The organism is Streptomyces sp. NPDC048825, assembly GCF_043198355.1.
In the GTDB taxonomy this organism is placed as follows: Bacteria; Actinomycetota; Actinomycetes; order Streptomycetales; family Streptomycetaceae; genus Streptomyces; species Streptomyces xiangluensis.
On the sequence record NZ_JBICUR010000004.1, the window covers coordinates 118,566 to 130,101 of the forward strand.

9 protein-coding genes are annotated in these 11,536 nt (G+C 71.0%); 3 read left to right on the forward strand and 6 right to left on the reverse strand.

From position 1 onward, the window contains the following. Nucleotides 1–2: 2 nt before the first annotated feature. Both ACGFNK_RS11940 and ACGFNK_RS11945 read right to left on the reverse strand, forming a co-directional pair. A complete protein-coding gene (locus ACGFNK_RS11940) occupies nucleotides 3–2,087 on the reverse strand; it encodes a YhgE/Pip family protein (RefSeq protein ID WP_393414669.1) in 2,085 nt (694 codons plus the stop codon). Then, the gene (locus ACGFNK_RS11945; RefSeq protein WP_393415550.1) at nucleotides 2,059–2,916 is read right to left on the reverse strand and encodes an ATP-binding cassette domain-containing protein; all 858 of its coding nucleotides are present in this window, start codon (nucleotides 2,914–2,916) and stop codon (nucleotides 2,059–2,061) included. Before ACGFNK_RS11945 ends, ACGFNK_RS11940 begins: the two co-directional genes overlap by 29 nt. A gap of 177 nt (nucleotides 2,917–3,093) precedes the next feature. Here ACGFNK_RS11945 and ACGFNK_RS11950 point away from each other — a divergent pair, with 177 nt between their 5' ends. From ACGFNK_RS11950 to ACGFNK_RS11960, 3 genes are all read left to right on the forward strand, one after another. Next, on the forward strand, nucleotides 3,094–3,651 hold the full coding sequence (locus ACGFNK_RS11950) for an SAV_6107 family HEPN domain-containing protein (protein ID WP_393414672.1): 558 nt from the start codon (nucleotides 3,094–3,096) through the stop codon (nucleotides 3,649–3,651). A 205-nt stretch (nucleotides 3,652–3,856) separates the two neighbouring features. After that, nucleotides 3,857–4,627, forward strand: a complete 771-nt coding sequence (locus ACGFNK_RS11955) for a methyltransferase (protein ID WP_393414675.1) — start codon at nucleotides 3,857–3,859, stop codon at nucleotides 4,625–4,627. 275 nt (nucleotides 4,628–4,902) lie between these two features. Continuing rightward, nucleotides 4,903–5,310 (forward strand): DUF3040 domain-containing protein, encoded by a 408-nt coding sequence (locus ACGFNK_RS11960; RefSeq protein ID WP_393414678.1) that lies wholly within the window; start codon nucleotides 4,903–4,905, stop codon nucleotides 5,308–5,310. 602 nt (nucleotides 5,311–5,912) lie between these two features. Here the strand turns inward: ACGFNK_RS11960 and ACGFNK_RS11965 are convergent. The 4 genes from ACGFNK_RS11965 to ACGFNK_RS11980 all read right to left on the reverse strand — a co-directional run bounded on the left by ACGFNK_RS11965 (nucleotide 5,913) and on the right by ACGFNK_RS11980 (nucleotide 11,434). Further along, the gene (locus ACGFNK_RS11965; protein WP_393414681.1) at nucleotides 5,913–8,312 is read right to left on the reverse strand and encodes a DUF3488 and DUF4129 domain-containing transglutaminase family protein; all 2,400 of its coding nucleotides are present in this window, start codon (nucleotides 8,310–8,312) and stop codon (nucleotides 5,913–5,915) included. Beyond that, nucleotides 8,309–9,655 (reverse strand): DUF58 domain-containing protein, encoded by a 1,347-nt coding sequence (locus tag ACGFNK_RS11970; protein ID WP_393414684.1) that lies wholly within the window; start codon nucleotides 9,653–9,655, stop codon nucleotides 8,309–8,311. Before ACGFNK_RS11970 ends, ACGFNK_RS11965 begins: the two co-directional genes overlap by 4 nt. Then, complete coding sequence (locus ACGFNK_RS11975) at nucleotides 9,655–10,692, reverse strand: AAA family ATPase (protein WP_386345933.1); 1,038 nt, start codon at nucleotides 10,690–10,692, stop codon at nucleotides 9,655–9,657. The genes ACGFNK_RS11970 and ACGFNK_RS11975 overlap by 1 nt, the downstream gene beginning before the upstream one ends. A 193-nt stretch (nucleotides 10,693–10,885) precedes the next feature. After that, on the reverse strand, nucleotides 10,886–11,434 hold the full coding sequence (locus ACGFNK_RS11980) for a beta-class carbonic anhydrase (RefSeq protein ID WP_386345931.1): 549 nt from the start codon (nucleotides 11,432–11,434) through the stop codon (nucleotides 10,886–10,888). Nucleotides 11,435–11,536: the final 102 nt, after the last annotated feature.

An 11,536-nucleotide genomic window follows, 5' to 3' on the forward strand; every position in this document is an offset into this window, starting at 1 on the left:
TGTCACAGGCTCAGCTCCGGGTGCAGCCGGTCCAGGGTCCACACCTGCCTGCGGCGTGCGGCCACGGCGGTGAGCGCGAGGGCGCCCGCGGTGAAAGCCGTGAGGACCACGCATGCCTGCCAGACCGGTACGAGGCCGCCGCCCGTGATGAGCCTCCTGAGGGCGTCGACGACGTAACTCATCGGCATGAAGGGGTGGATCACGTTGAAGAAGGCCGGACTGGTCTGCACGGGGTACGTGCCGCCTGCCGACGTCAGCTGCAGCATCAGGAAGGCGAGGACGAGGATTCGGCCCGCCGCTCCGAAGCGCGCGTTCAGCCACTGCACGATCGCCGCGAAGCACGCCGTCACCAGGCAGAGGAACCCCACCGTCCCGGCGGCTCGCGCCATCTGAAGGCCTAGCCCCCAGTGCAGTACGGCCATCAGAGTGGCCGTCTGGAGCACGCCCAGGGCGGCCACCGGCAGCCAGCCCGCGAGCGCGATGCGCCAGGCGGAGGCGCCAGTCGCGAGTGCGCGCCGGTTGAGGGGCTGGATCACCATGTACGCCACCATCGCGCCCACCCACAAGGAGAGCGGGATGAAATACGGGGCGAATCCGGTGCCGTAATTGGGCGCCTTGTGCAGGTCCTTCGAAGCGAGCCGCACCGGATCCGCCATCACCTCGGTGCGTTGGTCGCGGTCCTTCTTGTCGTAGTCGGGGATCTTTCCGGCGCCGTCGTGCAGTCCGCCGGCGAGCTTCCCGGAGCCGTCGACGAGCTTGAACATGCCTCCTTCGAGGTCGATCGCCCCCGTCTTGAGGGCACCGACGCCGGTGTCGAGGTCGGCAGCGCCGGTCTTGGCCGTGCCGATTCCGGTGTGCAGGGTCTTCGCCCCCTTGGCGACCTGTCCGGCTCCCTTGTCGAGTGCGTTGATCTTGGTGACGGTGGTGGCGAGGTCCTCGGAGAGGTGCGGCGAGCGGTCGGCGAGCGTCTGCGCCTGCTTCTGGAGCGTGGCCAGGTGCCGGTCCAGCGCGTCCAGATCGCCGTCCTGGCCGGCCACCAGCGTGTTGACGTCGTCGGCGACCTTCGCCACGTCCGCGGCCGCGTCCTTCGCCTCCTTCAGCTGCGGGCAGGCGGCGTCGGGCAGCGGCGCGGTCTCGCAGCGCGCCTTGTAGACGCTGTTCAGCGTGTCGGAGGCCGTGCGGGCCGACTTGGCGGCGGTCGGGGCGGTCTTCACCAGCGTGTCGAGGCTGCGGCGGATGGCCGCGGCGGAGTCCGCGACCAGCCGTGCCGTGTCGCCGATCTCCTTCTCGTTGCCCTTCAGGAAGGGGCCCACCTTGTCCGCGACGCCGTTGACCTTGTCCGCGAGCGCCCGTGTCCCCTCCGAGACCTGCCGTGAGCCCTTCTCCAGGTCGCCGGCTCCCTTGTTGAGCTTCTTCAAGCCCGCGGAGAGCTTGCCGCTGCCCTTCTTGGCGTCCTTCAGCCCGTCGGCGAGATCCTTCGAGCCCTTCTTGGCCTTCCCGATGCCGCCCTTCAGCTGATCGGCTCCCTTGGCGGCCTTCACGGTCTGACCGTGGATGTCTGAGAACGAGATGAAGATCCTGTCGAGGAACGACCGTGACGTCTTCGTCGAGGCCGCCGTCCTTACCTCGCCGAAGACCGTCCTGGAGACCTGCCCGACGATGTAGTTGTTCGCGTCGTTCGTACGCACCTGGAGGGCGCCCGTCTCCGGGGAGTCGCCCGAACTGGAGGCGACGCGCTCACTGAAATCGGAGGGCATCGTCAGCGACAGGTAGTACGTGCCGTTCTCGACACCCATGCGCGCCTCGGCGGCGCTGACCTCGTGCCACTCGAAGGTGTCGCTCTTGTGCAGGCCCTTGGTGATGTCGTCGCCCGCCGCGATCTTCGTGCCGTCCGCCGTCGCTCCCTTGTCGTCGTTCACGAGGGCCACGGGGATGCGGTCGAGACGGCCGTACGGGTCCCAGAACGACCACAGGTACAGGGCGCCGTACAGCAGCGGCAGCAGCAGGAGCGAGGCCATCGCCGCGCGCGGGAGCTTCCCCCTGCCGAACCGCCTGAGCTCAAGCGCGGCCAGCTTCGGCGAGCGCATCGGCCGCCTCCTTGTCTCGGTCTTGTCGGTCTTGTTCGCCGTCCCCGTCGGAGGGCTCGTCGCGTTCCGCGTGGGCGGGCTCGTCGGTTTCCTCAGGGGTGGGCTCGTCGGCGGACCCGGTGGACACCGTGACGGCATCCTCGGGTGCCTCCCGGCACACCGCGAGGACGGTCGTCCCCGCTTCGGTGAGCGCACGCAACAGCGCCCAGACCTCGGCCCGTTCGGGCTCCGAGAGCTTCAGGTCGGTGTCGTCGACTCCGAGGAGGCGCGGGCGGCCGATCAGGGCCAGCGCCACGGAGAGCCGCAGTGCCTCGACCCGCTCCAGGTCGCGTACGGCGGTCCGGGAGCCCTTGGGCAGCGCTTCCCGGTCCAGCCCGGCGGCGTTCAGCGCGGCGTCGATCCGCAGCCGGGCCTCCGCCGCATGCTCGCTGCGGGGCCGTAGCAGCCCCCGTACGGAACCGCCGAACCGCCGCTGGAGCAGCGCCCGTTCGCGCAGGTGCTCGCCGACGGTCAGGGCGGGATCGAGGTCCGTGATCCCGGGCACATGCGCGAGCGCGCTGATCCTGCGGACGGCCGCCATCTGCTTCGGCAGGCGGAACGATCCGACCGCCGCGTGCCCCTCGGTGGGCTTCATGCGCCCGGTGAGCGAGAGCAGCAGGCATGTGCGCCCGGAGCCCGACGGCCCCTCGATCGCGATCAGTGAGCCGGGCTCCGCGTCGAGGCTCACTCCTTGGAACGCCCGGCCGCGAGGGCCCCTGAGGCCGAAGCCCTCAGCCGTGACGCCGAGGCCACGCGGTCCGTCGGAACCTTCCCCCACCACTTTCCGCACCCCTTCCCACAAGCTGGGAATTCTTTGAACTGACTGGTCAGTGCAAAAGATAGCCCGAACGCTAGATCGAAGCAAAAGGCCAGGTCAGAACGCGTTGTCAGTGGCATACCTCACGATGGGCACATACGGCACGACCTGACATGGCGATGCCGTCACACAGACGACAGGAGGTTCGTCATGGCCAGTTACCACGCAGCCGCCGCCCGCCGGCGCCGCGCCACCGGCCCTGCCCCCTCACTGACCGGCCCGGCGAGCGACGTGCACCCCGTGCTCCGCCGGGCCACGGCCCCGCCCGCCGCCCTCGACCTGCTCGCCCAGGCCCGCGCCGGACTCGACGAGGCGTCCCTGCTGGAAACGCCGAACGAGCGCTACGCGACGGCCCACCTCGCGGCCCTGCGCACCGCCGCCGCCGTGCTCGCCGCCCGGGGCCGCCCGGAGTCCACCCCGAGGCGCCGGGCGAAGATCCGGAGCGCCTGGGAAGTGCTCCCCGAGATCGCGCCCGAACTAACCGAGTGGAGCGCACTTTTCGCCTCCGGCGCCCGCCGCCGTGCCCGCGCGGAGGCAGGCATACAGGGCGCGGCCAGCAGCCGCGACGCCGACGACCTGCTGCGCGACGTGGCGATGTTCCTGCGCCTCGTCGAGCGCATGCTCGTCCTGCAGCCCGTACTTCCCCAGCCACGGCAGGACGCCGACCAGGAGGAACCGGAGGTACCGGAGGTACCGGATGCGGGATGAACGGCGCGGGAGCCCGATGGGCGAGGTCGCGTCCGCCCGGGGACGAGGCACGGTCGTCCGCCGCGCGAGACGGAGGGCCGGTCACGGGGCCGGAGGCAATAGGGTTGGCAGCGCCTGCACCTTCCCCTGGCCGCGCAGGTCCGGGGAAGACATCCCTATCGCTCCGCCGTAGCCGAGGCGGTGCCGCGCCGAGGAGTCAACTGCCGTGTCGGACCCGTCGCGCCCCCGCGCTTCTCTCCGTACCGCTGTGGTCTGGGACGTCCTGCAAGACGCCCTCGACCGCCGGGTCAAGGCCACCGGCCGGGAGTCGCTCGACGTGCTCGACACGGGAGGCGGCAGCGGCAAGTTCGCGGTGCCCGCCGCCCGCCTCGGCCACCGCGTCACCGTCGTGGACCCCAGCCCGAACGCGCTGTTCGCGCTGGAGCGCCGTGCCGCCGAGGCCGGCGTCGCCGACCGGGTCCAGGGCGTCCAGGGCGACGCCCACGGCCTCTTCGACGTCGTCGAGCGCGGCGGCTACGACGTGGTCCTGTGCCACGGCGTGCTCGAGTACGTGGACGACCCCGCCGAGGGCGTCGCCAACGCCGTGGCCGCGTTGCGCCCCGAGGGAGTCCTCAGCCTGCTCGCTTCGGGCCTGGGCGGCGCGGTGCTCGCGCGCGCCCTGGCCGGACACTTCACCGAGGCCCGGCAAGCACTCGGCGACCCGGACGGCCGGTGGGGCGAGGGCGATCCCGTGCCCCGGCGCTTCACCGCCGAGCAGCTCACCGCTCTCGTCGAGGGCGCCGGTCTGCGCGTGGGCGCGGTACACGGCGTACGGGTTTTCGCGGACCTCGTCCCCGGAGTCCTCGTCGACACCGAGCCGGGGGCTCTGGACGCCCTGCTCAAGCTGGAGGCCGCGGCGGCTGAGCTGCCCGCCTTCCACTCCGTGGCGACCCAGCTCCATGTGCTTGGCGAGACCTGGGAAGCCGCCGAGGCCTGAGCGGGCTCCCCTGCCCCGCCGCTGATCAGGAGCGCGGCGGCAGATGGAGTACGCCACAGCGCCCCCGATCGGGCGCTCGGAGCCGTATGATCGGAGGAGACCGTCCGGCATGACGGGCCGGTCGCTGGGGAATGCACGCTTCAGTGAACCGGGGTGCCATGGCGGAATCCGGTTGGCTAATTGGCGTAGAGGGGCGGGTTTCACGGGGGCGATTCCCTGCCTATCCTGAAGGGGACCCCCGGTCGCCCCGGCGACTGCACGATGAGGAGGACTCCGTGCCGCTCTCGGAGCACGAGCAGCGAATGCTCGAGCAGATGGAGCGAGCGCTGTACGCCGAAGATCCCAAGTTCGCGACAGCGCTTGAGGGAAGCGGGCTGCGTACGTACACCCGGCGACGGGTTTACCAGGCGGTCGTCGGCTTCCTGGTTGGTATCGCGCTCCTCATGGCCGGAATGGTCGCACAGCAGATTTGGGTCAGCGTGGTGGGATTCCTCGTCATGCTGGGCTGCGCGGTGCTCGCCGTCACCGGTTGGCGCAAAGCCCCCAAGCCGGGCGAGCAGCCCGCCGCGGGTGCCGGTGCGCCGAGCGCTCCACAAGGCCGCCGTCAGGGCCGGCAGCGGCGCTCCATGATGGACCGAATCGAGGAGCGCTGGCAGCGGCGCCGCGACGAACAAGGCCATTAGCCCCCGGGCGGAGAGCCAAAACAGCGCGCAAGGGGTGACCACCCAGCGGTGGCCGCCCCTTCGGCATGCCTGCGTGCACCTCCGGCGGAGGACCTGAGTTGCTGCCCGACAGGCTTGCTCAGGAGAGTTCGGTCACTTGCCCTCGCCCACGAGGCGTACGGCATGCCTCCGGCGTCGACCGCGGGCCGCGTCCGTGCAGTGCGGCGGCCTCCGCGGTCGTCGGCGCGCTCCGCCCACGCGACGCTCACCGGCCTCGCTCACGAGGCGTGCGGCACCGCACCTGACCGGCGTACGGCACTGAGCCTCGCTGACGTACGACGCCGCGCCTCACCGGGCGTTTCGGCCCCGCACCGGCGTACGGCACCTGCGCCTCCCTGAAGCACGGCACCCGCACCCACCGGCGTACGGCACCCGCACCCACCGGCGTACGGCACCCGCACCCACCGGCGTACGGCACCCGCACCCACCGGCGTACGACGGCCGCACCTCACCGGTACGACACCGGACATCATCGGTGTACGCACCACATCCCGCCGATACGACCGAGGGGGCGCCCACCCGACCGGGCAGGCGCCCCCTCCAAGGGCCGGGGTCAGGCCCCCTCAGCCGCTGCCCTCTCCCGCCGACGGCCGCCGGATCAGGCTCGTCAAGCGAGCCGTCGCCCGGGACTTGAGCGAGGCCCAGCTCGCCGAGACCGCCCACGCCACCCGTACAGCCGAGCGGGGCGCGAGCAGTGCTCTCAGGCGGGTGGCGGTGCTGACCGTGGCGCGCAGGCCGTCGGTCATCCTGCGGACGTCGTCGGACAGACCCGGCGTGGGCCGGGGCCGCGGCGCGTACAGGACCTGCTCCACGGCGTCCGCGATCCGGTGCACGGAGGTCGCGGTCGCCGGATCGAGTTGCCCGATCCGCACGATCCGGGCCGCCGCCTTGCGGGGCGTCTGGGACTCGTCCGGCGCGATACCGAAGTCCCAGGCCGTATCGGTCACTTCATGCCACGCGGCCAGCGTGTGAGCCGCCGCGTCGGCCTCGGTGCGGCCGTGCGTGCCGAGCCGTACGGCCCGTGCTCTCACCCGCCACATCATCGGCAGCAGTGGAATCGCGAGCACGGCAAGACCGCCCAGGACCCACAGCAGGATCTGGGGCCACGGCGGGCCGTCGTCCGTCGCCGCGATCGCCGCCTCAGGAGACTCGCTGCCGCAGGGCTCCTGCAGCCTCTTCTCCTCCGCCGTGCAGCTCTCGCTGGTCGACGGGGCGGACGAGGGAGCCCTTGGCGCGGCCTCCTGCGAAGTACCCGGCTCGGGGAGAGTGGTGCCCGGCGTGGTCGACCGGGTGTACTCCGGAACCGTGCCGCGGTTCGGCGTCGGCTCGAAGCGGGTCCAGCCCACGCCCTCGAAGTACAGCTCGGGCCAGGCGTGCGCGTCCCGCAGGCCCACGGACATCGTGCCGTCCGACTGGGGTGAGCCGGGTGTGAAGCCGACTGCGACACGGGCCGGTATGCCCAGCGTGCGGGCCATCGAGGCCATCGCGAAGGAGAAGTGGACGCAGAAGCCCTCCTTGTCCCTCAGGAAGCGCTCGATCGCCTGCGAACCGCTTCCGACCTGCACCTCCGTGTCGTACACGAAGCCGCCCTCCAGGGCGAACCAGTCCTGGAGCTTCACCGCGCGCTCGTAGTTGTTGTTCGAACCTGCCGTGACCTGCCGCGCCGTGTCGTACACCACCGGGGGCAGCGAGTCCGGCACGTCGGTGAACTCGCGCCGCAGCCACCCGGGCGGCTCCGGCGCGTCGGCGAGCTGCTCGGCGGTCGGCTGCACGATCAGGCTCTTGACGGAGTAGTCGAGCCCGCGCGTGGTCTGGCCGTGGTCGCCGACGAGCGTGCGCCCCACGGGCTCGTACCGCCACTTGCCGCTGATCCCCACCTGGCTGGCCGGGTACGGCATGGGCAGCCAGTCCTGCGCGTACCAGTCCGCCGCCGAGATCCTTGTCTCGACCTCGGTGCGCTGGACGTCGTCCCCGAGACCGGGCGGCGTCGGGAAGCTGCCCGGCACATCCGTGATGTTGCGCTTGGACGGCTTCCATGCCGTGCCGTCGAACTCGTCGAGTGAGACGATCCGCAGATAAAGGTCCTGTGTCTCCTCGGAGTTGGTGCTGTACGACATGACCTGGCGGTCCTCGTCCACGTTCAGACTGTCGCGGAGCGAGACCAGCGGGTTCACCGCCGAGATCGTGCCGCCGCCTCCGGAGCCCGAGCCGACACCCGTCCCCGTACCGTCCAGCAGGCCGCCGTCGAGGGACGGCAGGCCCAGCGGGACCACCAGGGCGATGCCGAGCGCGACGGCGCCTATACGCCGTCCCGTGCGGACCGGAGCGACCGCGCCCGGCGACGTGTCGGGACCCGGAGTACGGGGCGCGCCGCCGAAGACCCGGCCCCACTGCGAGAGCCGGTCACGGCCTTCTGCGAGCAGCAGGAGCAGATAACCGGCGGCTGCAAGCAGGAACCACAGCCATCCGGCGCCGCCGTCCGAGAGCCCGGCGGCGACCGAGTACAGCGCGAGCAGCGGCAGCCCGGCCGGGGCCGCGCTGCGCAGCGTCACCGCGAGGGCGTCCACCGCCAGCCCGATCGCCAGGACACCGCCGACCATCATCAGCCGGATGCCGTCGGACAGCGGCGCGGGAATCGCAAACCGCCCGACGTCCTCCCCGCCCGTCTGCAGCAGCACCCCGAAGTGTTCGAACACCTCGGGGCCGGGGATGATCCCGAGGATGGCCTGCTCGCGGGCGAACGTCAGCGTCAGCAGCGTCAGGGTCACCAGGGCCTGCGCCGCGATCGTCAGCGGCCGGGCCAGCGGGACCCGCCGGGCCGCCGCGCCCACACCGGTCTGTATCGCGAGCAGGAACGCCGCCTGGAGAAGCCAGGTCGCCGGAGTGACCAGCGGCAGCAGCGCGCACGCCGACAGCAGAGTCGCCGCCGCGGCGCACAGCGCCAGTCGCGCGCCCCCGCTCATGAGCGGCCTCCCGCCGCGCCCGTCGGCGTGACCTGATTGCGCTGCCGGTCCGCTTCCCGCCAAAGATCGGCGAGATCCGTACCCGGCGGCACGGTCACAGCGGTCCAGCCCGCCTCCCGCAGCATCCGAAGCTGCTCCTCGCTGTCCTCGTGGGCCTCACCCTGCACCCACGAGTCACTGTCCAGCAGGAAGGCGACCGCCCCGCCGCTGCGCTGCCGCATCTTGGCGAGCACCGTCGCCTGCTCCTCGTCGAGGTCGCCGAGAAAAGCCACCAGAAGTCCTTCGTTCCCCCCGCGCAGCACGTCGTAGGCCGGGGACAGGCCCGTACCGTCGGAGTGGTCGATCACCGCCAGGGTGTCCATCATCAGACCCGCCGCGTCCGCCGACTCCTGGTTGGCGCCCGCGAACCCGTCGGCCCCCTCGCCGGGCACCGAATTGCCGGTGTCCGTCAACAGCCGTACCGAAAAGCCGCGTTCGAGCATGTGCACCAGCGTGGACGCCGCGCCAGACACGGCCCACTCGAAGGCCGAGTCCGGGCCCGCGCCCTCGAAAGCGATGCCCCGGGTGTCGAGGAGCACCGTGCAGCGGGCTCGCTGCGGCTGCTCCTCGCGGCGCACCATCAGCTCGCCGTAGCGCGCGGTCGAGCGCCAGTGGACCCGGCGCAGATCGTCGCCGTAGCGGTACCCGCGCGGGATCACGTCGTCCTCGCCGGCCAGGGCCAGCGAGCGGTTCCGCCCGTCGCCGTACCCCTTGGCCTCGCCGGTCAGCCGCACCGGCGGCAGCGGCTCCACGCGGGGGATGACCGTCAGGGTGTCGTACGTCGAGAAGGAGCGGGTCAGCTCGCACATCCCGAACGGGTCGCTGAGCCGCAGCTGGAGCGGGCCGAGCGGATAACGGCCCCGCAGGTCGGAGCGCACGCGGTACGACACCTCGCGCCGGCCGCCCGCCTCCATCCGGTCCAGTACGAACCGGGGCCGCGGCCCCAGCACGTACGGGACCCGGTCCTGGAGCATCAGCAGCCCCGTGGGCAGCCGCGAGACATTGTCCATCCGCAGATGGACCCTGGCCTCGGACCCCGCGGGCACGCGCCCGGGCGAAAGCCGGCGGCTGCCCGCCACCCGGTAGCGCGTGCGGTACAGCACGGCCGCACACACCAGCGGCAGCACGGCCAGCAGCAGTCCGACCCGGAGCAGATCGCTCTGCCCCAGGACGTATGCGCACACCGCGGCCGCCACGCCCGCCGCCAAGAAGGACCGCCCGCGCGTGGTGAGCCCGGCGAGTGCCGTACGCAGCCCGCCCTTGTCCTCCTCGGTCTGCGCCGCCGGCATGCCCCCGGTGGTCATCACAGCCTCCGGGGCGGCTGCTGGCGGAACTCCGGAGCCGCCCGGCCCATCGTCAGACCGCTCTGCGACACAGGCGCCGCGGGCACAGGTGTGCGCTGCAGGATCTCCAGCACGACCTGCTCGGCCGTACGGCGGTTCAGCTGGGCCTGCGCGGTCGGCAGCAGACGGTGGGCGAGGACCGCCACCGCGAGCGCCTGGATGTCGTCCGGCAGTGCGTAGTCCCGGCCGCTGAGCGCCGCGGACGCCTTGGCCGCACGCAGCAGGTGCAGTGTCGCGCGCGGGGAGGCGCCCAGTCTCAGGTCGGGGTGGGTGCGGGTGGCGGCGACCAGGTCCACCGCGTAACGCCGCACCGGGTCGGCGACATGGACCGTGCGGACCGCGTCTATGAGCTTCACGACGTCGTGAGCGTGCGCCACAGGCTGGAGGTCGTCCAGCGGCGAGACACCGCCGTGGACGTCCAGCATCTCCAGCTCGGCCTCCGCGCTGGGATAGCCGATGGAGACACGGGCCATGAAGCGGTCGCGCTGCGCCTCCGGCAGCGGATAGGTGCCCTCCATCTCGACCGGGTTCTGGGTGGCCACCACCATGAAGGGGCTGGGCAGCTCGTAGGTATGCCCGTCGATGGTGACCTGACGTTCCTCCATGGACTCCAGGAGCGCGGACTGCGTCTTGGGCGACGCGCGGTTGATCTCGTCGCCGATCACGATCTGCGCGAAGATCGCGCCCGGCTTGAACTCGAATTCGCTGCGCTGCTGATCCCAGATGGACACCCCGGTGATGTCCGAGGGCAGCAGGTCCGGCGTGAACTGAATACGCCGCACCGAGCAGTCGATGGACCGCGCCAGTGCTTTGGCCAGCATGGTCTTGCCGACGCCGGGAACATCCTCGATCAGAAGATGTCCCTCGGCGAGCAGTACGGTCAGCGAAAGCCGTACGACCTCAGGCTTGCCCTCGATCACTCCCTCCACCGAACTGCGGACTCGCTCCACAGTGGTGGTCAGATCCGTAAGGCTCGCTCGATCGTCATAGGTCGTCACCCGGCCCTCCTCGGCCCGTTCTTTCTACGGGCCGACGCTCACGACGCGAACCGGCCCACCTCGAACACGGACACCACGCGTGAAAAGTTCCGCGTGACGCCACACCCGCATTCTTGTTGCCGTTACCGGTTCGTGTCACTCGCCTGTGGACAACTGGCTGTGATATGTCGGGGCTTGCGGCCTTTGGGTGGGGTCAGGTGGGGTCAATCTCACGCAGGAGTCCCGTTTTCACATCGAACACAAAACCACGTACGTCGTCGGTGTGGACAAGGAACGGAGAAGTGCGCACTCGTTGCATGGACTGCCGTACGTCCTGTTCGACGTCCCGGAAGGCCTCCACCGCCCAGGCGGGGCGCTGGCCGACCTCCATCTCCAGGTCGTGCCGGAAGTCCTCGGTGAGGGATTCCAGACCGCAGCCGGTGTGGTGGATGAGCACGACGCTGCGGGTGCCGAGCGCTCGCTGGCTGATGGTGAGGGAGCGGATCACGTCGTCGGTGACGACGCCGCCCGCGTTACGGATCGTGTGGCAGTCGCCCAGCTCCAGGCCGAGCGCGTCGTGCAGGTCCAGACGGGCGTCCATGCAGGCCACGACCGCGACCTGCAGCACCGGGCGGGCATCCATGCCCGGGTCGCTGAACGCGGCGGCGTACCGCTCGTTGGCCTCGACGAGACGGTCGGTGACGGTGCCGCCGCCGGTTATGGCGTCTTCGGGTTCGGGGGGAGCGGATGCGGAAGTCGTCATACCCATGACGGTAATCGTCACAGTCCGTACATGCCTGCTGTGAGAGGGGACAAAGAACATCAACAAGCGTTGTTGTGAGCTAACCCACATGGCGGCTGCGAA